The organism is Wolbachia endosymbiont (group B) of Villa cingulata (assembly GCF_964028285.1).
Classification (GTDB): domain Bacteria; phylum Pseudomonadota; class Alphaproteobacteria; order Rickettsiales; family Anaplasmataceae; genus Wolbachia.
The window spans coordinates 1385434-1407784 of sequence record NZ_OZ034766.1 but is presented as its reverse complement, the minus strand read 5'-3'; the positions used below and the strand labels follow the sequence as shown (position 1 = coordinate 1407784).

Below are 22351 nucleotides of genomic sequence, written 5' to 3'. Positions count from 1 at the left end.
TCGCACGAAATACTTTCATTGCTTTTTATACACGGACTCTTTAATTTACGCTGTTTACTTAGGAAGCATCCTGACAGCATAAACATCGCTAAAACGAGAAATAATAATTGCCTAAACATAACAAGACTTTTTTTATTTATATTAATACATTCATTTCTCTCATTTGTAAAGTTAGGCATATTCTTTTACCCTTATCTCTTTTTTTACTTTTTTGGAGAAAGTGACTGCACTGTTTAAGCGTAGTTTTATATAATTATCTATAATTTGAGCTACTTCCTCTTCTTTATCCCTTAAAAAGTGGTTAGTATCGTCTACTATATGGTATTCCATATGGTTATTTTTTACCGAATTTATTAACCTTTGTGCTAATTCTGTTACATCGCTTTCTTCTGAAATTGTATCATTATTACTTTGTATTATAAGTCCAGGAACTGGGCAAGGAGAGAGAAAAGAGAAATCGTATTTAGTTGCTGGAAGAGAAAGGGCAACAAAACTTACTATCTCTGGACGGCGCATTGTCAACTGCATAGCTACCCATGCTCCAAAAGAAAAACCGACTATCCAAATTGGAACGTTGTTAGAGTTATGCTCCTGAAGCCAATCAATAGCTACTGCAGCATCAGTTAATTCTCCTATACCCTTATCAAAAGTTCCGGTAGATTTTCCGACGCCACGAAAATTAATTGTCAATGCAGAAAAGTTATTATCGATAAAAGATTCATATATACTATGTATAATCTTACTATCCATACTACCACCATATTGGGGATGGTGATGTAAAATTAGCACAACCGGTGCATTGGTATCTTTGCTTTGATGGTATCTACCTTCTATCTTTTTTGTTGAATTATTTAAAAAGACTTCTACCATGATGACTCCTAATAAAAACCTGTTTTGACAGGGGTTGATAATGTAAATTGTTTATTAATTATGTATTAACTTTGCTGTTTTTGCAATAAATTTTTATTGTGTTAAAGTTAACATACATAATTGGTTGATGGTAAGTGACAAATAAGCCTGTGAGTTTATTCTCCCTGGAAGATAGTAGTTACGTGTATGCTGATTATAATGCAACTGCTCCAGTGAGTAAAAATGTAAAAAAAAGTATACTTGAGATTTTGTCAAAACAAACACTAAATCCATCATCCCTGCATAAAAGAGGACAAGAAGCGAGGAAGATTCTTAAAGAGGTAAGAGATAACGTACGTGATGCTCTTAGCATTCCAGATGATAAAGAAATAGTTTTTACGTCTGGTGCAACTGAAGCAAACAACCTAGTCATGAGAGGAATGAAAGGCTATCTGCATGTAATTTCAGCTACAGAGCATCCTTCAATTCTTAATTCTGCATATAATCCACATATAATACCCGTTAATCAAGAGGGTATTGTTGACTTTTTAGAGCTAGAAAAAATTCTAAGCGAACTTGAAGGGAATAAAGTAATAATTTCAGTGATGATGGCTAATAACGAAACTGGAGTTATCCAGCCTGTTAAGGAAATAGCTAAAATAGCACATAAATTCGGGGCAATCTGTCACACTGACGCTGCTCAAAGTATTGGGAAAATCAAAGTCAATATGAAAGATTTAGAAGTGGATTTACTTACTTTATCTGCCCACAAATTTGGTGGTATAGCAGGCAGCGGAGTTTTAATATTTGACAAAAAGCTTGTAATAGAACCCATTATAATAGGTGGTGGGCAAGAAAAAGGATTACGTGGTGGCACAGAAAACATTGTTGCAATTGCAGGTCTTTCTGCTGCATTGCAAAACATTCCAGATCTTCTATCAAAAATGAATGAAGTGGAGAAGCTGCGTGATCAATTGGAGTGTGGGTTATTAAGTCTTGTCAGTGATATCAAGATCTTTGGCAGAAATTCTAAAAGATTGCCAAATACAAGTTTCATTTATATGCCGAGAGTGAAGAATGATCTGCAGCTCATGCACTTTGACTTAAATAATATTGCAGTCAGCAATGGTTCTGCATGTTCTTCTGGAAAAGTTGGACCTTCTCATGTTTTGCTTGCAATGGGAGCAACAAAAGAGCAAGCAGAATGTTCAATTAGAATCAGTATAGGTCCAGAGGTTAAACCGCGAGACATAGAAAAAATAGTGGATTGTTGGTATAGTGTCTATAAGAAGAATGCTTTAGTAAATGCAAAAACTACTTTCACCATTCCCCTTAAATCATGATAGAGGGAATGGTGAAAGTAATTTCTATTGCCAGAGGTTGTTATAATAGTTAAATGCTGCTGAAAACCGATTTGCTTATAGTTATGGAAGAAATTCTCTAATTGCATACCACACCATTCAATTGTAGTATGTCATTTTATACTTGATAAAAACGCTGTATTGTATTATAATATATCATCAAGAGATAATAAGGAGTTACATATGTCTTATATGAAAAACGAACAGGATATTCGCTCTCAGGGCGTTTATTATAGTGCTGGACTCAGGAGTTACCTAACTAAAGTATACAATTATATGGCTTTAGCTTTAGGTGTTACAGGGCTTGTTGCGTTTTTAACAGTGTTTTCTGGTCTTTTCCAGGTGATTTATTCCAATCCTGTTCTATCGCTTGTGGTAATGCTATCTCCAGTTGCATTGGTGTTTTATATGTCTTTTAGGCTTCAACACCTAAGTGCTCAGTCAACACTTACTGTATTTTTTCTATTCTCGGTTTTAATGGGAATTTCTTTATCTCATATTTTTATAATTTATACTGCAGAAAATATAGCGAGAGCATTTTTCATTACATCGATCATGTTTGGTTCTATGGCTTTATATGGTAATACTACAAAAAAAGATCTGACCAGTATGGGTTCTTTTTTGATTATGGGAATCTGGGGATTAATCATTGCATCTATAGTTAATCTGTTCCTTGGGAGTAGTCCACTCTATTTTGCAATATCATTTGTGTCAGTAATAGTGTTTACTTTAATGACCGCGTACGATGCTCAGAGAATCAAAGATGTTTATTATAGGTATAATGATGGCTCAGAGGTTGCAACTACTAAGCTGGCAATACTTGGTGCAACTAATCTTTACTTTGACTTCATCAATATATTCCTCAATTTACTCAGGTTACTTAATTTATTCAACAATAAGGATTAGATGATTTCCTTTTTAAGGGGAAATAATGAAAATTCTATAGTTTTTTTCCTAGTATCTTTAGTGGTATTGATGCTGTGTCTTGCATATGCTTCAGTGCCATTGTATAGTATCTTTTGCAAAGCTACTGGATATGGTGGCACAACGAGAAAAGCAACTAATACGACAATAAATGCAACTGACCAAAAAATCAGGGTTTACTTCAATGCTGATGTAATGTCCGGTCTGCCTTGGGAATTTAAATCAGAAACTAACTACATTGATACGAATATAGGGCAAAAAAGTTTAGTGTTTTATTATGCAGAAAATTTATCTGACCAGCCTTCGCTTGGAATGGCAGTGTATAATGTCACACCTTTTAAAGCAGGTAAGTATTTCAATAAAGTTGCATGCTTCTGCTTTGAAGAACAAATTTTGCAGCCAAAACAAAAAGCAGCTATGCCAGTATCCTTTTACATAGACCCTGAAATAATTCGTGACAATAGTACAAAAGATTTAAGTGAAATAACGCTATCGTATACGTTTTTTAAGCTTAAATAACAAACCTTTTCCTATTGTTGATTTAAATAATAGTTATGCAACAGATCTATTTAATTGGGCAGAAGCACTTATTTGTTTTTTGTACACTAAGTACTTGTGTTGCGGTTTTTGGTATTGCGAATTCCCATTCTTCACTATTTGCTTTACAAGCATTCCAGTACTCAGTTAACTCTTTATTACTTTTTATAGAGTCTGGCATTTTACTGTGAGGTTTTTTTTCTAATGTATGCTCAATTAGAATTTTACAGCAATCCTTGTATTTCGTTGACTTATCTCTACCATATAATTTAGCAACATAGTCTAAAGCGGTATTTCCACCGTAGTTTTCATTTGGGTTATCATTTACTCCCGCTTTTATGAGAGCCTTTAATATGTCCGGAGAATGGGTCAAAACACAGGTATGTAAATATCCTTTTTCGTTTTGCACATTAGCTCCTGCTTTTATTAAAACTTGCGCTAGATTTGTTAAAGTGTACGGTTTATAGTTAATGGCGATGGAAAAAAGACTACCTATTGAAAAGCCATCATAATCTTTCAAGTCAAATCTGTGATTAATATCAAATCCTTTTTTTCCCAAGAAGTATATAAATATTTACAATAGTCTCCTTTTTTATCTGATTTTTGTATTCTATATTCTAACCTTTCTTTTATTTTTTTTATTACATTGTTAACATCCAGATCATTATCTTCATCCACTTTGCACAACACATTGAATAAAACACCATAAGGACAAATTTCTCTGTTCATGATAATTTGTGCCTCAAAACTATTAACAATACGCTTATGTAGTGTATAAACTCTAAATAACATTTTGCAAAATATTAATTGCTAGATAACATAATTAAAGTTTTTGTCTTACATTTATCATGGTTAGAGCTATACAAATTAAAAAAACTGGGGGGCCAGAAGTATTAGAATTTGTAGATAAGAGCATAGGTGAGCCAAAAGATGAGGAAGTCTTAATACGTCATACAATTATCGGCTTAAATCGTTATGATTTAGAACATAGAAAAGGTATGCGCAAAATTAAAGATCTGCCATCAGTACTTGGAGTAGAGGCAGTAGGAATTGTTGAAAAACTTGGTAAAAAAATCAGTGATGGATTCAAAGTTGGAGACAGAGTTGGATATTGCACAGCTCCTCCAGGGGCATATTGTGAAAAGCGCATTATACACCAGAAATATCTGATAAAAATTCCGAATGATATACCTGATGAAGTTGCTGCTGCAGTGTTGTTTAAAGGCATGACAGCTCACTATTTAGTTAATCAATCTTATAAAATCAGGCCTGGTGCTTTTGTCTTGGTTCATGGAGCTAATGGTGGTTTGGGGCAAATAATATGCCAATGGGCAAAGGATAAAAAAGGTGTAGTGATAGGTTCTATAAGCTCTGACGAAAAAATGAAGATAGCTCTACAAAGTGGCTGCACATACGCAATAAACTACAATGATAAAGACTTCGTTTCTAAAATCATGGAGATTACGAAAAATAGAGGAGTAGGTGCGGTGTATGACCCTATAGGTTACGCTACAAGCAAGCTCTCTTTTGAATCTTTAGGTAAGTTTGGCATATATGTTTCCTATGGGCAGATATCAGGTAATGCTCCTATTAATTTCTCTTTACTTAGTTCGCGTTCGTTATTTGCAGCTGGAACTTCGATATATCACTACAAGCACAATAGACTTACGTTAGTGCTTACTGCAATGGAAATTTTTGAAATGATAAGAAAAAAACTTTTAATTGTACGAATTAATAAAAAATATAAATTTGATGAAATAATAGAGGCTCATCGTGACATGGAAAATAGAAAAGTAAGTGGGCTAAATATTATCAAAGTTTCTTAAATAACTTAGTAACCTAAAATAATTATTCATTAAGTCATATCAACAAGAATTTCACATGATTGATTCTTTCATAACCAGTAAATTCATTTGATGCAGGTATGGAAGTTGATGATGTGTAGTTTGTGTTTCTAGTCCTAGCCATTAGTCAATTCTTTCCACCTAAGAATCATTTTATTAGCTTGCCTTAATGTTTCAACAGAAGGCAAGTCTTCTGTGCTGAGTGGTAGGCGTACAGTTTTGTGTTCTATGAGCTCAATATCATGCAGAAGTGCTTTAGTAGGTATTGGATTGCTGGCAGTAAATAGAGCTTTGCAAGCTTGTTGCCAACTGTCTGCTTGAGGGTTCTTGCCACTCATGCATTGCTTAACATATTTATGTACTACACTTGGCCAAACATTGGCAGCAACAGAAACCAGACCAGCCGCACCCTTAGCAGCCATATCAAATATCATATTATCGTCCCCACAAAACACCTCAATATTTGGTGCAACTTTCTTATACTGAGTTAAAGTATCAACGGTGCCACTTGAATCTTTGATAGCCCAAAATTTTTCGTGGCTGGATAAATTACGTACAGTTTCAGCGTGAAGACTCACTCCTGCTCTTGATGGAATATTGTAAAGCATTGCTGGCACATGTGCTTTTTCAAGCAGCTTTTCAAACCATAAAGTTTGCCCCATGATTCCAGGCTTTGCATAAATGGGAGTTGTCATTAGATAGCCATGAATAGGCATACCCTTGCAAAAATCAAGCCATTCAAAAGTCTGATATAGATTCACTCCTGGTACACCAATTATAATTTTCGTATTTAATTTTAGCTCACATACAAATTCAACTAAGGTGCGCTTTTCAGAATCAGTAAGTGATAAGCTTTCACCTGTGCTACCGAGCAACACTACACCATTTTTAGCTTGAACCTGCATTGCAAGCAAGCACTGCAAACTTTGGTAATCTACGCTATCTCCATTAGAATTAAAAGGAGTAACACAAGCAGTCCATAAAAATGTAGGTTTCAATTGAAGTTATTAAAATGGTATTTCATCATCGATTAGTTCAGCTTTTATATCGTTGTCAAAACTTCCGTGTTTATCTTTTTGTTCTATTTCATTTTGTTTGTATTCACTTGGCTTGTAATCAGAGTTTGACATACTGTTTCGTGAATCTAAAAGGGTAAGGGCACTATTAAAGTTGTATAGCACCACCTCTGTTGTGTACTTTTCAGTACCATTTTGGTCAGTCCATTTTCTAGTTCTCAGAGAGCCTTCAACGTACACTTTACTACCTTTCCGTGCAAAGTCTTTAACAATTTTTACTAGTCCTTCACTAAAAATTACAATATTATGCCATTCTGTCTTTTCAGAGCGAGTACCAGAAAATTTGTCAGTCCAACTTTCAGACGTGGCTATTGAAAAACTTGCCATCTCTTTTCCATTTTGTGTAGTCCTAATTTCAGGATCTTTTCCTAAATTACCAACTAATATGACTTTATTTATAGTACCACTAGACATAATTATGCTTTAAAATAAACATCTTTATTATCTTATGTGAGAGTATTATTGTCAAATTTAATTAGAAACGCGCTTGGAGGGATTCGAACCCACGACCTTTGCCTCCGGAGGGCAACGCTCTATCCAATTGAGCTACAAGCGCAGATGTATTAGATTATTTAATAGATAAACTGTCTAAATCAAACTTTTGTTCTGGATAAAGAGTAAACATAATACCTTCATGTCCAAAATTTACATTTTTAGAATTGCTTATCCTTTCTTTTGTTATCTTTTGGTTTACAGCCCATGAAAAAGTTACATAATTTTCAGTTACTGAGTGCACTTTTAAATCCTTAGTATTTATAAACAACTTTCCATTTACCCATATTTTCCATGTATCAGGGGAAAAGTATAAAATTGAATCTAAACTGACTACTTTACAATTGAAATTTTCTTCCTCTGTAACTCCTGAAGACTGTAAGTTAAACTTTTCCATCTCACTAACTATTCTATTAACCTGCTCTTCATCAAAAAAAATGCTTTTTATGCTACCATATTGCGATAAAGTACTCTCTGCTGCCTCTTTTATTATATCGTCTCGATCTATATAGCTTAGTTTATAATTGTTGATAAAAAAACACTCCTTCGCACGCAAATTTGCTATATCAATGAAATCATTTATTTCTTGATTTCCAACTTTTAAAATACTTTTTAAGTACTTCTTTTCTATAATCATTCCATTATTGGAATAATGACAGACCATTTCATCATTGCCTTGTCTTTCTATATATACACATAAATTTTCACTATTTAACCCTAATATTTTATGCTCAATAAAATCTTCATCACTAATATGCTGTTGGCAAGAATATTTTTTACAAATCCCTATATTTTCTACAAGATCTTCACAATTGCAATATGCACTAACATTAAAAAATAGCAGCGTAAAAATAAAAAACAACTTTATATTCATCTACTTAATATGGTATACCAATCAAAAACTATACTAGCTCTCACTATCTCTATCATGTTACCACTTAAAATCTGGTTTATAGCTGCAGAATCTATATTTCTCTGCTTATTCAAGGTAAGAGATCTGATCATAACATAACCAGGAAGATTTGGAATAGACTGTAGAAATAAAAAAATATGCTTATCGCTAATTGAGCTTAAACTTAGAACCACTTCACTTCTTATTACTTTTGTACGTTCACTTTTATTGTGGAGTTCAGCTTCTTCAGGTATAGAAATTGATATTTCAGGTTCTAACATGTAGTGTTTTTTATATAGCTTGTGAAGCTCAAAATTTAAATTTGTAATATATCTGCTACTATGTAAGTTTGAAGAAGAAATTCTTTTCCATAAATCTAGATTTTTATTTAGAACGACTTCTTTCTTTTGAATTTCAATGATCTGTAAATTAATAGAGTGTATTTCCTCAGCTGCAGTTTGATTTTTATTATAAACCTTTTTGTTATAGAGAATAAAACACGTTGATAACCCTATTAATACAATAGATAACAATAAATAATATATGCACTGAATTGTAGCTTTTCTTTTTAGTTGAGAGATAGTCATCAATCTACATTGCCTCTCCTATTTCAACATCAATAGATAGATTTTTCTCTTTAGTAGTGGGTAAGCTAGAAATACTAATATCATGAGTACGGAAATTATCGTTTAAATTTTTCTGTAGTTTCTCGTATTGATAAGAAATGTCTTGACCAGATTGAAAATTAAACCTTAAAGTTGTGGTAATATAACTTTTTGCCTCATTATAATTCCACTCAAACGATTGAAGCTCTACACCTGGTACTTTTAACTTTTCTACATACTTAATTTGTGTAAGAGGAGAGTACTCTATTTTTGATAAAATATTATTTATATTAATAAAATCGTAAACTTCATCTATCTTTTTTACATTATAGCTTTGGCTAAGTTTTATTAGTTTGTTATTTAAAGCACTCCGCTTTGCAGATAAATTATCAGCAACATTAAAATTTGAATACAAATTTCGCAAACAAAAGGCGTTAATTACAACTAAAACCAAGAGTAGGTATAGAAAAATTTGAGGAGAATTTAAATAAAGATAATTAAATAGATAAAATTCTTTAGTTTCTTTTGTGTTAAAAATATTTATTGGCTTATTCTTAAAGCTATGGAACAAAATTGTAGTATCACAAAAGCTATCTTTTTCGCATATAGCTAATTCTGCTCCCAATAGTTTACCTAGCTCATATGGAGTCAATATGTTCACACTATTCTCTGAAAAATTTATAACTGATAAACTAGATTTAATAGCTTCTGATACTATGATGCAAAGGTCGATAGGGTCATTTTTTTCAAATCCAAACTTAGTTAAAGATTGAATTGTATTTTTCACTTCCTGATATATTTCACCAGCAATGATTCCTGGTAAATTATCATTAGTAAATGGTATTAAACGTGTAAATATCATTTTGTTCTCTTTAAGAACCACTTGTCTATAGCCACCTGTTTTAGTTGCAGCAACTATAATTTTCCAGTTACTAGGATCTTTGTGTAGAATCTTTTTTGCTATACTGACTAGTTCTATAGGAAACATTAATATTCCTTTAAAGTTAGAGCCTATTTCAACAAACACGTCCAACCAATATTCTATTAAATGATTTGCTTTTGATGAAACAAATAGATACCACCAGTTTTGATTAAATTTATTCGGCTTTTCGACCAAGAGAATAGAATTTATATCGTTATTATGAGCAAAATGCTCTACTTTTGTTTTTGCTGATAGATAAGCACTAATCCTATTTACTCTTGGGATAGACTGTAGCAAATAGTTCTGGTCAGTGTGATTGAGAACCAGATATAAGGGTGCTTTTTTATCTGATGAGAGACATGAAATTAAGTCAGAAACAGCTTTATTATTTTTGTCCTTAGCAAAATATCTTTTATTTAAAGTATCATTTTTAAAATATAGTAACATTGTGCCTTCTTTTCCTATAGAAAGCATAAACTTACTTTTGGGTTTTGACCAAAACATATTAACAAAGTGTATACTCATCTAGAATTAAAAAGGTAATTTATTGAAATTCATTAAACATTAGATGACAATATTACTTATATTATAAGTTTTTGATAAAATTAGTAGTAATATTAACCCTTTTGTATGATGAAGGTTTTTTATATTTTAATGTTTCTGTGCTAGACACAACTTAACCTGACAAACGAGAGTTAATTATATCTCAGCTTGATATTTTATTCTCCAACAGACAGAAAATTGAATTGAGCTAAAGACTTGATTTGACGCACTTTGTTGCACATTACCATTTAGTATACTTGAACTGAACATTTTCAGTGAATCCATCTGGCATGACTGAAACTTTTGTATTCATATTTATTTTTAAGTAATTTACTAGCTCATCAACTAATATATCAGGAGCAGAAGCACCTGCAGTAATTCCTATTTTTTCTGCGCCCTGCAACCAATTTTTGTTCATACATTTATAATTATCAATCAAATAGGCTCTTTTTCCTCTGGAAATACACAGGTCTAATAAACGGTTTGAATTTGAACTGTTTTTACTTCCTACAATTAACACTACGTCTGTAATTTTAGCCAATTTTTTAACAGCGTTCTGCCTATTTTGTGTTGCATAGCATATATCTTTTAAGTCGGGGCCTGTAATGCTTGGAAATCTGAGCTTCAGTGTAGCAATAATTTCTTTGGTATCGTCAATACTTAACGTGGTTTGTGTTACATAAGATAAATTATCTGGATCTTTGATTTGTAAATTGTATACGTCTTGCATAGTTTGCACTAGAGATATAGGATTACTTACTCTTCCTATAATTCCTTTAACTTCTGGATGATTTTCATGTCCAATTAGAATTAATTCTTTACCACTATTCTCATAACTTTTTGCCTCTTTATGTACTTTGCTAACTAATGGACATGTTGCATCAATCACTTGAACACCCTTTCTTTTTGCCTCATCCTCTATACTTTTCGACACTCCATGTGCGCTAAAGATCAATATACCTCTATTGTCTTTAATGTCTTCTATGCTGCTTACAAAAACCACTCCTTGTTTCTTGAAGTCCTCTACTATATACTTATTATGAACGATTTCGTGTAGTACATAAACTTGGCGTTCATTTTTGTATTTCTCTAAAGTGATTGCTAATATGTCTACAGCTCTTTTAACCCCTGCACAGAAACCGCGTGGTTCAGCTAAGATAATCTCCATTTTTTTTCAAATCAAGTAAGTATGTAAACATTGCTAAAAAGTAAGCTCCGCTCACTATGTTTCATATCATGACTGCTTTACTATAATTTCAAATTTATCATTACCAAGATTCTTATTAATATACCAGGAACCGTCATCTTTAATTACAAATTCAGGACCCTTGAGGTCTCTTGTTATTGTCCTTCCATCTTGGTAATCCATGGCAATATGGATATCGAATGTAACGATGTCTAGATTTATTGTAGCTTTTTCCCCACTGTATGAATTTAGACTAAACTTGCCCAACATGACATCATTAATACTCACTTCTCCTGCATAAGTATCACACTGACCATCTACACAACACTCACTTTCAATATAAAAAAGGTCTGACATATTTATATCTATAAAAAAAAGAACTAAACTTACATACTAAATATAGCTTACCGTTAATAAGCAATTACAGATTACTTTGGCTACAACAATAATGCAACTGGAAGTATAACATAATTAATTGTATAAGAAACTACACTTTAGAGAAATGGTTGTTTGGTTTTTTTATTAATTTTTTTTACCATACTGTCAATCATGTGTTTTATTCCTTGATGTACAGAGTGTGTACTTTCATCACTACGCATATAAGCAGAGCAGGAAAATATATTATGCTTTTCGTCTTCTATTGATAGCTTTGTATCGCATGTTATATGTTCGCCGCCGAGCTTCTCTATCAACTGGTCTTTGTCGTCTCCTATAGTTACCTTAATCTTACTTTCTTCTTTACCTATCTTGCTACTTAAGATTAAAACAATAATGGCTGGAGATATACATATAGTTCCTATTGGCTTTTTTGCAACAAAGAACTCTGAGACTAATCTTTCAAACTCAGGCATCACTGTTTTATTTTCAGCTAAGTCAGATAAATTTTTCGCAACTCCATATCCACCAGGTACGACTAGCATGTCAAAATTTTCAGCTTTAGCTTCTCTTAAATCATTTATCTCACCTCTTGCAATTCTTGCTGCTTCTACAAGTACATTCCTTTTTTCTTTTACTGCTTCTTTTGTTTTGTGATTCATAACTTGTGTGATATCAACATCAGGAGCAAAACATGTGACTTCAACTTCCTGCTGATCAAGCACAAGCAGAGTTAAGACCGCTTCTCTCACCTCTGTGCCGTCGAGGTGGCCGCATCCTGATAAAACCACAGCAGCTCTTAATTTTTTCTCATCCATAAAATACCTTGATTTCATATAATCTAGGTATTGTAATACAAATTCCATATTTGGGAAGGAGTAATTATTTTATGTCAATTATAATATAATTAATAATTAGTATATATAATGAGGCATATTTATAATTGATGGGAGTTGAATATGGTACAAGGTGGTGCAGTAAACCCAATTAATTCGGACGAGCTCATTGAAAATGTAGTAGAATATATTAGTAAAAAAAAAGATTTGTTACAAAAATTGCAAAGTCTGTTAACACTACGTGGCTTTGAAAGAAAAAGTGAAATTTTTGACAAATCATATATTGATAGTATGTCTAAATTTCTGATAGGAAATAAAGATATTTTGGGGAGTGTAATAGGTCTTATATTGGAGGATATTGAGAAAAACAAAATTGAATCAAAAGAATTTTTGGAGCAAGTAGATAAAGTAAAAGGCATGGAGAAAGAGCTTGAAACTTTAGGCAATCAACTGTTAGCTCAAGGATTGATAAGTGGAGCAGCATTTACAACATTGACAGGTGCACTAGCAGGTACATTGGCAATAGGAGGAGTGGCTGGTGCATTAATAATTGGAGGAGCAGCATTAGTAGGATTTGTGGCACTAGTTGCTATAGTTGCTATTGGTTATGCTATATATCAGAATAGAAGTGAGATAAAAGAAAGCGTAGGTAAGGGTACCAGTAAAACAGTCCAGGGTATAGTTGAATCGGGAAAAGCAGTGAAAAGTTTTGTGAAAGATGTGATCGATAAATTACCTACGATTCAAGACAGAGATAAAAATTTTTATAAATTATATCAGAAATTATCTCAACTTGCCTTACAATCTGGTACAGAAGGTAGTGAAATAAAAAACATTCAGGATAAAGCAAAGGTAATAGAAATGCTTCGAAATGAAGGTCAGCAATCTGCTATACAAGAGTTAGTAAAGAATGGAACTATTCAAAATTTTTCAGAAGATGATATGAGTAGACTTCTGAACAAAGGTCTTGGTACTCATCTAGATGATCAAAGAGTACTTGAGGAACTTATGGAGAAATTTCAACCTGAAATTATGGCCATTGGTGAGGGTAAAATAGAGAAGGTAGAAGAAATTATTAATGAGAAAGTTGCAGCAATGAAGCCATATTCTCAAGTAGATAGTCCAAGTTCTGAACAAGTGAGTGAAGAAGGAATCACAAGACCGAGTTGATGCATTTGAGGAGCATTTTGACGCAAAAATGTATCTGTCTATCTTATTTTGCCACCCTGCTAAGCGGACACAAAAAATTACTTCCGCATATTTTAAATCTGATTATAATAACAATTATAGATATTTTTAGAGCTCAAAAATCTATCTTTGTCTGCAGACCTTTTTTATTAAACTCATAAAAAAATGTAGCGTATCCTCTTCAGTGTATACTTAATTTCTGCCATATGTGCGCTGCATTTTTTTCTAATCTTTTTTACAGGGGGATTTTATGTCCAGAATTCCAGATATTTGACCTTTACTTTAGCTAATCAAAACCAACTGGTACCTGCGGTTTTTATAGCTACGTTTCTCAAACAAGTTTCAAATGAATAGATTTCTTGCATAACTGGAATTCAAAAGTTGATGTCATTCTAGCGCGTGACGCTAGAATCCAGTCCTTTTGTGCAAAAAACGTTGTAAAGTGTTTACCAACTTAGTTGGATCCCAGTGTCAGCTACTCTGATGACAAGAAAGGGAGTACAGGTTTCAATATTTGCATGCATCTGAACAGATAAGCAATTACTATCAGAAAGAGGGAGACTATGCTACTCCTTTCTATCCGCCTTCTTGAGCAATTCACTTTCAAATCTAACACATATCTCAGTGATTATAATATCCAATTTTTGATCATGTTTTTCTACAGGTAAATTTTTACAATATTGCTTCTCATAGGCTACACCTATAAATATTTTTCCAAGTGGCCGTAATTTTTTTATCATTTCATCATACCAACCACCGCCAAAACCTAACCTATTAAAATGATCATCAAAAGCAATAACAGGAGTAATGATTGTATCGGGGATTATATCTTCATCTGCTTTATTCCATTCCTCAAATTTTAATAACTTATTTTTATTAGGAATTGCTACTTTATATCCTAAATCGAGTAAATGATGCATCAAAGGCACAACATTAATTTCTCCGTCTGTTGGAATGTACGCTGCTATTGTTTTACCTTTAACGCAACTTAAGTTTTTGTTAAAGAGATTAATAAGAGAATTTGCTGCATAACTAGAATAACTTTCATCAACATCTTTTCTTATGGTTCTATATTGCTTCCTTAGTTCCTCTTTGTTCTGTTTAGTGTCTTTGAACATGTTCTATCCATTTTGCAGTGAGCTTTTCTTGTAAACTGTTTTGCTTCAAGCGCTCACTTAAAAAATCAAAGTCAACAAGCTCCATATCCTGGTCTTGATTACTGCAACTATAAACAAAACTTATTTCTCCTGTTTCCTTATTTATGTGTTGCTGAATACATTGAGCGCAGATTTCTTTCATCATGCACTGCATAGGAGAGTTAACTGATGATATTGCTATGTGTTTTGGTTTCAGATATGGCTTTAAAATTGTTTTTCTAGCTTCATTTATAGCTTTCATCATTTTATCAGAACCAATAGTGATGATTTTATCTATAGTGTTTAAACTAATAGTAATTTTACCTAACTTTCCTTGCTGATATGAGATTATTGCATCAACTATATTACCATGAAAGGATTTATCCTGTTCTCTGCTTGTTTCTATCAATCCTTCTTCACATGCCCAAATTACTGCACTTGATGCACGTTCTATCAGTGCTCGTTTAAATACATCACTTAATTTTTTATAGCCAGCGAAATATAAAACCTTATGATTGTTTTCAAGACATGCCTTCCCTATCGAAAATAACACTGCATTTCCAACTCCACCGCCAATGAGCATTATATTCTTCATAAACTTTTTATGGAGTAGAAAACCTCTCTAACTTCAATTAAACTGATAACTAACAGCTGCATTTTTACGCATATTATCCAATAACAGGTTGCTTTGTATCATAATCTTTTGTTGATACATTTCCTGTTTGATTGCTTCTATATCCATTGCATTATTTTTGATATCACATAACATCATCAACTTTGCAGTGCTATTTTCTCTTAATTCTACTATTTCATTCATATTTGTTTTACTAAATAAAATCTGTAAATCAGGATTTAAATTTCGCATTTTTATTTCAAACTCTTTTACGCTTGGCAACTTGAAATCATCTGCTAACTTGTCAAAATTTAAACAACTGACCTTTTGCTCCTTAAAATTAGAGAGTAAACTTTCTGAACCTTCAACTACAACCTGTTTCAGTTTTAAAGTACTTTTCAGCAGTGTATGATCGAGCTGTACCTTATCTATGACTTTTATAACAGAGTAACCTTCGCTTAAACTAATCGGACCTGCTACGTCATTGATTTCTAATCTTTCCAAAACGTCCTTGAGGTTACCTTTTAGCTGACTTAAATTAACGGTTGCTTTGCGCATCTTTATTGAAGATTCTGGATTATTACTGGTACGTAATTGTTTTATTAAATCTTCAGCCATCTTCTGATCAGGAATTACAAACTCCTGAAATATAATAAGGTAGTCAGGTTTCTCTTTTTGTTTTCTTACATCGTCCACTTCTTTATCGCTGATATTGACAAGTGGCACAATTCCTACTTCAATAATCTTGTTCCACAGTAGCTGACACTTTACTTGTTTTTTTAGGGTATTGAGATCTATATTATGCTTTTTTACGTATTGATCAACTTCATCAGCCTCAAGTTTTAAACTTTGAGTTAAGAATAACGTGACAGCATTATTTAACTCCTCGTTACTCAATTCTATATTCATCTTCTGTGCTTCGCTGACAATGATAATTTCGTCTATTAACTGTCTTAGAATTTGAGATTTTACCTCTTTTTGATTAATCTTCTGAGTGCCAAGCAATGAATTTATGAAGTTGATACGTCTTTCGATATCTAAATTTGAAATTGGCTCACCATTTACATCTGCAACAATTTCAATCTCAGTTGCAAGTAACCTAAGCGGCAGCATTATTAATATCAAAATTAGTATTTTATGCATATAAAATTATTTAGCTAATAACTAATTCTATAATAAATACTGAATAAACGCTAGCTAACTTTTTAATAATTAAAAAAGAGGGTGAAATTACTGTAATGAATACCTAAACAATAATATACGGAAGGAGAGGGATTCGAACCCTCGATACGACTTTTCAATCGTATAACGGTTTAGCAAACCGCCGCCTTCAGCCGCTCGGCCACCCTTCCAAGTTTAGAACTTAATATTATATAATATCAAGACCTTTACTGCCTGTCTAATGCTTTTAATTGCAATATTTGTATCTGTTCAGATGCATGGCTAATGTACAAATACTGAAACAAAAATTCCAGTGCTCCCTTTCTTGTCATCAGAGTAGCTGACACTGGGATCCAACTAAGTTGGTAAACACTTTACAACGTTTTTTGTGCGAAAGGGCTGGATTCCAGTGGGCTTTGTTGCATAGCACCTTAAGCAGTGATGGTTTACGACAAATTTATGTAATGATTTCAAATTTAGCCATACCAATACCAGTGAATTTGTTGAGCAAATAGCACTTAATTAGTAATTCTTTTTCACGGTTTACTTCAGATTTATTCCTAAACAAATACTTGCTTCAACCTTGAGAAAAATCCTTCTATGTAAGATCTTTTTCCATAAATTGCTTCCTTTTTCCACTCTTTTACACCATCTTGTCCATATAATTTTATTAACCTAATAGCAGCATTTCTGTCAGACATATAATCTATTTTTGAATGTTCTGCTGCATCCTTTTTTGGTAGAACTTTTGTCTTTATATCGTATTTCTTACACAATTTATAAAGTTTTTGCCTATCGTATGCCCTATCTGCATATAATGCTTTTATTTTGTGCTGAAAATTAACTTCTTCAAGCAAGCTCCATAGTGGTCAGAGTAGACGCCATTACTGTATCTTGCAGCTATAGCTTTTTTACTATTCACACTTAACATAACATGTAACTTTCTTACTTGCTCGTAGCTTCGGTACTTTCTATCTGCACTGTTTTCCTTACTGTGGCCAGGAGTGTTACTGTAAATTTGTACTATCTATGATAATTTCAATATTTTCCATGTTGCTTTTATCAATCCTGCAATCATTTATCTTAATATTAAGTTTTTTTTGATGCTTGTGAATAGCTGATAACTGCCAAATTTTTTCCTATTTGTTGCAGATATCCTTTTACAAACCCTACCGTTTGTCTTAAGCCAATTCTAAAAAGATTAACGATTATATGCACCAAAATCACAACTTTATCACTATAAATATAGTTGCCGCCCTGCATTTTTGGACTATTTTCATACCAATTTTCGATAGCTTCATCGATGTAACGAAAAATATTCCCCCTTTTTTCAAGGAATTTGTTATATTCGTTTTGGTTACTGACTTTCATTTTCTGTGGCATATTTTTTCTTCAACAGTTAAATGGCTGTTTTATAATGAATTTTGTCAGTAGCCACCAGATTTTTTCAGTTGCTATGCAACAAAGCCCACTGGGATCCAGAAAACTTAGTTTAAAAAAGTTGTCATTCCAGTTTAGGATCCATTTTTCTTCTGGATTCCAGTGTCAGCTACTTTCATGACACCGTTTGCTACGGAAATTGTCACAATGTTCGTATAGTTGTATGCTTGACACTGGGGTCCAGGAGTATAAAAATGGTGAACAAAATGTATGTTAAAAAATTGCTTGTGCTGATAATTGATTCTTAATATACTGATTACATAATATTTTAATTTAGAGGTTGATATGCATGGTAACAATGGTTCAGGCAAAAGAGTATTTGATAATACTGCTCCAGGAGGAGGAAGGGTTGATCTGAGCAAAATAGATCCAAAGAAAATAGATGATTTTAGAGACATGATTAGATGTGAAGAGGAAAGAAAGAAAAATCAATCTAGTGGTCAGGGCACCAGTAGGAGTGGTAAGTAATTATGTTGATTAATTAGAGAGGTGGCGTTATGCCTAATAAAAGTGAAATAAATCGAGAATTAGTAAAAGCGTTTAATAGTGTTCTTCTTTCTGATAATACTGCTATTACTAATCTCACTGTAGAAAAAGATCATATTGTTCTCTCATTTGATAAAAATATGAATATTGATCAGCGAAGAAAGTACTTGAGCAATATGAGAGAGAGTATAGTAAGAAAATTTTGTGGAAATAATGAAGATGAGGATGACAAAGCTGCTGCCGAAGAGGCTGCCAATGATCTTTTTTATACAGACTCTTTTCCTTTTAACTTTAATCAAGTAAAATGGATTACAGATAGTAACAGACATAGGTTTTCAGTGCCAATGGAAAAAAAGGTAGTTCGTAATCTAAAATATTTGTTAGCTAATGAACTTATACGATTCACAATAGCGCGTATTATAGACGATTATGGTGATGTAGATTATGTGAATGAAAGCGTATACGATGTGGGCTTTGACAAAAAATCTTATTTATACTGTAAGGGCTTTGATGATCCAAAATTAAAAGAATCTTTTGTCACCTCATTCTCATCGAGAATGGAAAAGCATAAAAATAGTCCTAAAAATTTTAAGGATTTTTTAGAAGAGAAGGGGAATTATGTATATTTAAAGAAAGGCGTTTTTGATGATCTTAAGTTCGTCAAAGACATAGTAAGGCATGAAGCATCCTTGACATGTCGTTGTTTTGATACTCCAAAAGGCGAGATTGGAGTTACTGACATGCTGAAATTTGCAGTGGTTGATTTGCTTCGTAAAGCAAACATACCAGTTGAGTATACTGTGCGTGACTCTTACTTGAACAGTGACGAAGATTCAGTTTTAATTCCTATTTTAAGTAGTAGTAATAGTACGAGACATTTAACAAGAGAGGAAGTGAATCACGTTAATAATATGTTTGGTATGGATGTATTAAATAATGTTGAAGCTTATACTTCGCAGAAGTCTCTATTGAATAGTGATAGTAAAGGATTGTACGGAATAGATTTTGCTAACCCAGACATTTCTTACTGTGTGACGAATAAGATCATAGAGAGCTCTGTAATCAATAAGGATTATAAACTGTCCATTGATCCTGCGCGTGTGCCAGCTATGAAACCACAAACTCTTGCCCCTTCTGAAGAAAAAGTAGGGACGGATGGACCAAGTGCAGATACAAGTGCAGATAGTGGTTTTGGTGGTTCACCTAAGAATTCAGTTATAGGTAAATCACACAATGGAAACTCAAGCAAATTCCTTAGGCCCGACTACTATGGTGAAGGTAAAGGTGGGGGTGATGCTTCGGCTAAAGATAGTGGCTTTGGCCCTTCTTCAGCACGATCTTCTTTTAATAAGCCTAAAACAACATTTAACCAACCTTCTATATCACAGCCTGACCAATGTTCTGCAAAAAGCAGACGTCAACTAATAAAAAATTAATTTGCTGTATTTTATAGCTAAAGAAAATTAGACTATTTGAGGACGAATTGTGAATGAAAGTTTATTTGCCAAGGTAGAGCTGCCTTGGCCTACAAATCTTGGTTTCTTTATCGTTTACCATTTCATACCACTGGGCAACCCAACCAGTGGTTCTTGCAAGTGCAAAAATGGGTGTAAACATACTTGAAGGGATACCGATAGCATTCATTATTATACCTGAGTAAAAATCAACATTTGGATACAACTTACGTGTAATAAAATACTCATCCTTTAAAGCTATTTCTTCAAGTTTTTTTGCAATTTTAAGCAATTCATTGTTTTGCTCTAGTTTGCTTAAAATCTCATGACAAGCATCCTTTAATATAAGCGCGCGCGGATCATAGTTTTTATAAACACGATGTCCAAATCCCATTAGCTTAAATGGATCTTTATCATCTTTAGCTTTCTCAATGAATCTATCTACACCTCCACTTTGCTCTATCTCTTTTAGCATATTTATAACTGCCTCATTAGCTCCACCGTGTGCTGGACCCCAAAGTGTAGCAACTCCTGCAGACAGGCTTGCAAATAGATTAGAACCAGCTGACCCTACCAATCTGACAGCTGCTGTAGAAGCATTCTGTTCATGATCAGCATGGAGAGTAAATATTTTATCCAGAGCTTTTACAAAAAGGGTATTATTAACAGCACTGCCAAATATCATATTTAAGAAATTCTCACTATAACTTAATTTATTATTAGCATTTATGAATTCCTGATTGTTGATATGTCTATAAATCATTGCAACAATTGCAGGAACTTTTGCTATTGCAGAAATTCCAAAATCTAAATCTTCACCATTGACATTGTTGCCATGCATTTCATGGTAAGATGCTGACAAATTTGCAAAACATGCAACTAAAATCGACATAGGGTGAGCAGTTTTTGGAAATGCTTTGATTACATTTGTAACTTGCTCTGATACTTTGGATGATTCTTGTATTTTGAGAAGAAATTTTTTGTGTTGCTCTGAACTGGGTAATTCACCATAGAGCAATAAATAAATCACAGCAGTAAAATTATTATTCTCTGCCAAATTAGCTATATTATATCCCCTATATTTAAGAACTCCTTCATCTCCATCAATGAATGTAATTGTAGAAGAGCATGAAGCTGTAGAAACAAACCCTGGATCGTAAGTGAATAATCCTGTTGTCTTATATAAGTCCTTAATATTTAACACATCAGGACCTACTGTTCCACTTAATACGGGCAGATCAATTTTTGACCCATTACTTAGTTCCAATAATGCTTTTTTATCCATCACTTGAGCTACTTAATTTTATACAGAATATACAAACTGAAGAGTATATATTAATACAGCTAACTTTACATTAACCGTATTAAGCGGTCATCAATGCTTTTACTTTTGCATTTAAGCGACTTATTTTACGCGCAGCGGTATTCCTATGAATGACACCTTTATTTACACATTTGTGTAAATTGGATTCAGCATTCCGAAATGCCAAGACAACATTCTCTTTATCACCAGACTTGATTATATCAACTAATCTTCTAATAGCAGTACGAGTTTTGCTTTTTCGCATCTTATTTACTAAAGTACGCTTTGCTATTACCTTCATCATTTTTTTAGCACTCTTATGATTTGCCATATATTAATACCTGTACTTTTCTTTTAATTATAAAGTTTTTTTGTTAATTTGCAATATCAGTTTTTTCTGCAATTAATCTACTACTTCTTTCTTCAATGATTTTTTCTAAACTTTGCAAGAATTCATTTTTGTTTAACCCAGGATATATGGGAGGTAATATTTCTATTACCGCCTTTCCGGGATTCTTTCTCAGAGAAAGTATGCTTTTTGGCCAAAACAAACCAGTGTTTAAAGCAATCGGTAACACAGGAACAGATAATACGCTATATAAAGCAGCAATACCCGATTGATATTTTATATTTTGGTTTATAGTTGTTCTTGTACCTTCAGGAAATATTATTATGCCTCTATTTTCTTTTATACACACTTTTGCTAATTTCATGATATGACGCACAGAACTAATACCATCTGAGCGGTTAATAAAAATCATTTTTAATGCCATGAGATGCAAACCAATGAATGGAATCCATTTCAATTCACGTTTTAAAATAAAAACTGCTTTTCTAAAGAGTAGTATAAAAATAAATGTTTCAAATGGAGATTGGTGTTTAGATGCAATTATAAAAGGTTGCTTAGGAATGTTTTCCATTCCCCTCACTTCATATTTAATGTCACATAATAAACGCAACATGAATAATACAACTCTTACCGAGCAAACAAGGAAAATAGTTATTACACACTCAGGAAAGAAAATTACAGGGAGAGTAATTAAAGTATAGAATACTTCCCATAATATAAGGAGTAAATTAAACAATAAACTTGCAATCACAAACACACGTAAACTTATTTGAATTTAA

General features: G+C 32.9%; 26 protein-coding genes and 2 tRNA genes. 7 read left to right on the top strand and 21 right to left on the bottom strand.

The window, feature by feature from the left end; genetic code table 11:
• Positions 1-171: 171 nt before the first annotated feature.
• Positions 172-870: an alpha/beta hydrolase gene (locus ABWU52_RS07210; protein WP_353276870.1), complete on the bottom strand. Its 699-nt coding sequence runs from the start codon at positions 868-870 to the stop codon at positions 172-174.
• Between the two features lie 134 nt (positions 871-1004).
• Here ABWU52_RS07210 and ABWU52_RS07205 point away from each other — a divergent pair, with 134 nt between their 5' ends.
• From ABWU52_RS07205 to ABWU52_RS07195, 3 genes are all read left to right on the top strand, one after another.
• Complete coding sequence (locus ABWU52_RS07205; protein WP_353276869.1) at positions 1005-2192, top strand: cysteine desulfurase family protein; 1188 nt, start codon at positions 1005-1007, stop codon at positions 2190-2192.
• Positions 2193-2393: 201 nt separating this feature from the next.
• Entirely contained in the window at positions 2394-3116 is a 723-nt protein-coding gene (locus tag ABWU52_RS07200; RefSeq protein ID WP_007302228.1) for a Bax inhibitor-1/YccA family protein, read from the top strand.
• A complete protein-coding gene (locus ABWU52_RS07195) occupies positions 3117-3653 on the top strand; it encodes a cytochrome c oxidase assembly protein (RefSeq protein ID WP_353276867.1) in 537 nt (178 codons plus the stop codon).
• 46 nt (positions 3654-3699) lie between these two features.
• Here ABWU52_RS07195 and ABWU52_RS07190 read toward each other — a convergent pair whose 3' ends face one another.
• Positions 3700-4080, bottom strand: a complete 381-nt coding sequence (locus ABWU52_RS07190) for a hypothetical protein (protein WP_353276865.1) — start codon at positions 4078-4080, stop codon at positions 3700-3702.
• Positions 4081-4187: 107 nt separating this feature from the next.
• A complete protein-coding gene (locus ABWU52_RS07185) occupies positions 4188-4400 on the bottom strand; it encodes a hypothetical protein (RefSeq protein ID WP_353276863.1) in 213 nt (70 codons plus the stop codon).
• 119 nt (positions 4401-4519) lie between these two features.
• Here ABWU52_RS07185 and ABWU52_RS07180 point away from each other — a divergent pair, with 119 nt between their 5' ends.
• Entirely contained in the window at positions 4520-5497 is a 978-nt protein-coding gene (locus ABWU52_RS07180; protein ID WP_353276861.1) for a quinone oxidoreductase family protein, read from the top strand.
• Between the two features lie 134 nt (positions 5498-5631).
• Here the strand turns inward: ABWU52_RS07180 and dapA are convergent, their stop codons facing one another.
• From dapA to elbB, 9 genes are all read right to left on the bottom strand, one after another.
• Positions 5632-6513 (bottom strand): 4-hydroxy-tetrahydrodipicolinate synthase, encoded by an 882-nt coding sequence (gene dapA / locus ABWU52_RS07175; protein ID WP_353276860.1) that lies wholly within the window; start codon positions 6511-6513, stop codon positions 5632-5634.
• A gap of 9 nt (positions 6514-6522) precedes the next feature.
• Complete coding sequence (gene ssb, locus ABWU52_RS07170; RefSeq protein WP_353276858.1) at positions 6523-7005, bottom strand: single-stranded DNA-binding protein; 483 nt, start codon at positions 7003-7005, stop codon at positions 6523-6525.
• A gap of 68 nt (positions 7006-7073) precedes the next feature.
• Positions 7074-7147, bottom strand: a tRNA-Arg gene (locus tag ABWU52_RS07165).
• A gap of 12 nt (positions 7148-7159) precedes the next feature.
• Positions 7160-7957, bottom strand: coding sequence for a hypothetical protein (locus ABWU52_RS07160; protein ID WP_341815585.1), 798 nt, complete (start codon positions 7955-7957; stop codon positions 7160-7162).
• Positions 7954-8562, bottom strand: a complete 609-nt coding sequence (locus ABWU52_RS07155) for a hypothetical protein (protein WP_353276856.1) — start codon at positions 8560-8562, stop codon at positions 7954-7956. Before ABWU52_RS07155 ends, ABWU52_RS07160 begins: the two co-directional genes overlap by 4 nt.
• Before the next feature lie 4 nt (positions 8563-8566).
• A complete protein-coding gene (locus ABWU52_RS07150; RefSeq protein WP_353277759.1) occupies positions 8567-10006 on the bottom strand; it encodes a hypothetical protein in 1440 nt (479 codons plus the stop codon).
• A gap of 280 nt (positions 10007-10286) precedes the next feature.
• A complete protein-coding gene (ispH, locus tag ABWU52_RS07145; protein WP_353276854.1) occupies positions 10287-11213 on the bottom strand; it encodes a 4-hydroxy-3-methylbut-2-enyl diphosphate reductase in 927 nt (308 codons plus the stop codon).
• A gap of 66 nt (positions 11214-11279) precedes the next feature.
• Positions 11280-11588, bottom strand: coding sequence for a hypothetical protein (locus tag ABWU52_RS07140; RefSeq protein WP_353276853.1), 309 nt, complete (start codon positions 11586-11588; stop codon positions 11280-11282).
• Between the two features lie 137 nt (positions 11589-11725).
• Positions 11726-12424, bottom strand: coding sequence for an isoprenoid biosynthesis glyoxalase ElbB (gene elbB / locus ABWU52_RS07135; RefSeq protein WP_353276851.1), 699 nt, complete (start codon positions 12422-12424; stop codon positions 11726-11728).
• Between the two features lie 141 nt (positions 12425-12565).
• Between elbB and ABWU52_RS07130 the strand changes: the two genes are divergently transcribed.
• The gene (locus ABWU52_RS07130) at positions 12566-13612 is read left to right on the top strand and encodes a glycine zipper family protein (protein ID WP_353276849.1); all 1047 of its coding nucleotides are present in this window, start codon (positions 12566-12568) and stop codon (positions 13610-13612) included.
• 584 nt (positions 13613-14196) lie between these two features.
• On the opposite strand, the gene ABWU52_RS07125 is transcribed toward ABWU52_RS07130, so the two are convergent.
• The 6 genes from ABWU52_RS07125 to ABWU52_RS07100 form a co-directional block, all read right to left on the bottom strand.
• A complete protein-coding gene (locus ABWU52_RS07125; RefSeq protein ID WP_353276847.1) occupies positions 14197-14748 on the bottom strand; it encodes a 5-formyltetrahydrofolate cyclo-ligase in 552 nt (183 codons plus the stop codon).
• Positions 14732-15361: a hypothetical protein gene (locus ABWU52_RS07120; RefSeq protein ID WP_019236782.1), complete on the bottom strand. Its 630-nt coding sequence runs from the start codon at positions 15359-15361 to the stop codon at positions 14732-14734. Before ABWU52_RS07120 ends, ABWU52_RS07125 begins: the two co-directional genes overlap by 17 nt.
• 33 nt (positions 15362-15394) lie before the next feature.
• On the bottom strand, positions 15395-16522 hold the full coding sequence (locus ABWU52_RS07115; RefSeq protein WP_353276845.1) for a SurA N-terminal domain-containing protein: 1128 nt from the start codon (positions 16520-16522) through the stop codon (positions 15395-15397).
• Positions 16523-16640: 118 nt separating this feature from the next.
• Positions 16641-16731 (bottom strand) — tRNA-Ser (locus tag ABWU52_RS07110).
• 369 nt (positions 16732-17100) lie between these two features.
• Positions 17101-17397: a transposase gene (locus tag ABWU52_RS07105; protein WP_246433103.1), complete on the bottom strand. Its 297-nt coding sequence runs from the start codon at positions 17395-17397 to the stop codon at positions 17101-17103.
• A 232-nt stretch (positions 17398-17629) separates the two neighbouring features.
• The gene (locus ABWU52_RS07100; protein ID WP_353276410.1) at positions 17630-17923 is read right to left on the bottom strand and encodes a transposase; all 294 of its coding nucleotides are present in this window, start codon (positions 17921-17923) and stop codon (positions 17630-17632) included.
• Between the two features lie 342 nt (positions 17924-18265).
• Between ABWU52_RS07100 and ABWU52_RS07095 the strand changes: the two genes are divergently transcribed.
• Both ABWU52_RS07095 and ABWU52_RS07090 read left to right on the top strand, forming a co-directional pair.
• Positions 18266-18448 carry a hypothetical protein gene (locus ABWU52_RS07095; protein ID WP_353276843.1) on the top strand — a complete coding sequence of 61 codons (183 nt, stop codon included), beginning with the start codon at positions 18266-18268 and terminating at the stop codon, positions 18446-18448.
• 29 nt (positions 18449-18477) lie between these two features.
• Positions 18478-19902, top strand: coding sequence for a hypothetical protein (locus ABWU52_RS07090; RefSeq protein ID WP_353276841.1), 1425 nt, complete (start codon positions 18478-18480; stop codon positions 19900-19902).
• A gap of 61 nt (positions 19903-19963) precedes the next feature.
• Here ABWU52_RS07090 and ABWU52_RS07085 read toward each other — a convergent pair whose 3' ends face one another.
• The 3 genes from ABWU52_RS07085 to ABWU52_RS07075 form a co-directional block, all read right to left on the bottom strand.
• A complete protein-coding gene (locus ABWU52_RS07085) occupies positions 19964-21205 on the bottom strand; it encodes a citrate synthase (protein WP_353277757.1) in 1242 nt (413 codons plus the stop codon).
• 79 nt (positions 21206-21284) lie between these two features.
• A complete protein-coding gene (rpsT, locus tag ABWU52_RS07080; protein WP_007302369.1) occupies positions 21285-21554 on the bottom strand; it encodes a 30S ribosomal protein S20 in 270 nt (89 codons plus the stop codon).
• 43 nt (positions 21555-21597) lie between these two features.
• The gene (locus tag ABWU52_RS07075; protein WP_353276839.1) at positions 21598-22323 is read right to left on the bottom strand and encodes a lysophospholipid acyltransferase family protein; all 726 of its coding nucleotides are present in this window, start codon (positions 22321-22323) and stop codon (positions 21598-21600) included.
• Positions 22324-22351 lie beyond the last annotated feature (28 nt).

Coding starts and splice junctions, on each gene's coding strand:
- ABWU52_RS07185 (WP_353276863.1), bottom strand. CDS start 4,400: ATGAACAGAGAAATTTGTCCTTATGGTGTTTTATTCAATGTGTTGTGC.
- ABWU52_RS07200 (WP_007302228.1), top strand. CDS start 2,394: ATGTCTTATATGAAAAACGAACAGGATATTCGCTCTCAGGGCGTTTAT.
- rpsT (WP_007302369.1), bottom strand. CDS start 21,554: ATGGCAAATCATAAGAGTGCTAAAAAAATGATGAAGGTAATAGCAAAG.
- ABWU52_RS07140 (WP_353276853.1), bottom strand. CDS start 11,588: ATGTCAGACCTTTTTTATATTGAAAGTGAGTGTTGTGTAGATGGTCAG.
- ABWU52_RS07100 (WP_353276410.1), bottom strand. CDS start 17,923: ATGCCACAGAAAATGAAAGTCAGTAACCAAAACGAATATAACAAATTC.
- ABWU52_RS07125 (WP_353276847.1), bottom strand. CDS start 14,748: ATGTTCAAAGACACTAAACAGAACAAAGAGGAACTAAGGAAGCAATAT.
- ABWU52_RS07095 (WP_353276843.1), top strand. CDS start 18,266: ATGCATGGTAACAATGGTTCAGGCAAAAGAGTATTTGATAATACTGCT.
- ABWU52_RS07160 (WP_341815585.1), bottom strand. CDS start 7,957: ATGAATATAAAGTTGTTTTTTATTTTTACGCTGCTATTTTTTAATGTT.
- ABWU52_RS07115 (WP_353276845.1), bottom strand. CDS start 16,522: ATGCATAAAATACTAATTTTGATATTAATAATGCTGCCGCTTAGGTTA.
- ABWU52_RS07180 (WP_353276861.1), top strand. CDS start 4,520: ATGGTTAGAGCTATACAAATTAAAAAAACTGGGGGGCCAGAAGTATTA.
- ABWU52_RS07090 (WP_353276841.1), top strand. CDS start 18,478: ATGCCTAATAAAAGTGAAATAAATCGAGAATTAGTAAAAGCGTTTAAT.
- elbB (WP_353276851.1), bottom strand. CDS start 12,424: ATGGATGAGAAAAAATTAAGAGCTGCTGTGGTTTTATCAGGATGCGGC.
- ispH (WP_353276854.1), bottom strand. CDS start 11,213: ATGGAGATTATCTTAGCTGAACCACGCGGTTTCTGTGCAGGGGTTAAA.
- ABWU52_RS07120 (WP_019236782.1), bottom strand. CDS start 15,361: ATGAAGAATATAATGCTCATTGGCGGTGGAGTTGGAAATGCAGTGTTA.
- ssb (WP_353276858.1), bottom strand. CDS start 7,005: ATGTCTAGTGGTACTATAAATAAAGTCATATTAGTTGGTAATTTAGGA.
- ABWU52_RS07210 (WP_353276870.1), bottom strand. CDS start 870: ATGGTAGAAGTCTTTTTAAATAATTCAACAAAAAAGATAGAAGGTAGA.
- ABWU52_RS07195 (WP_353276867.1), top strand. CDS start 3,117: ATGATTTCCTTTTTAAGGGGAAATAATGAAAATTCTATAGTTTTTTTC.
- ABWU52_RS07150 (WP_353277759.1), bottom strand. CDS start 10,006: ATGTTTTGGTCAAAACCCAAAAGTAAGTTTATGCTTTCTATAGGAAAA.
- ABWU52_RS07155 (WP_353276856.1), bottom strand. CDS start 8,562: ATGACTATCTCTCAACTAAAAAGAAAAGCTACAATTCAGTGCATATAT.
- ABWU52_RS07130 (WP_353276849.1), top strand. CDS start 12,566: ATGGTACAAGGTGGTGCAGTAAACCCAATTAATTCGGACGAGCTCATT.
- ABWU52_RS07085 (WP_353277757.1), bottom strand. CDS start 21,205: ATGGATAAAAAAGCATTATTGGAACTAAGTAATGGGTCAAAAATTGAT.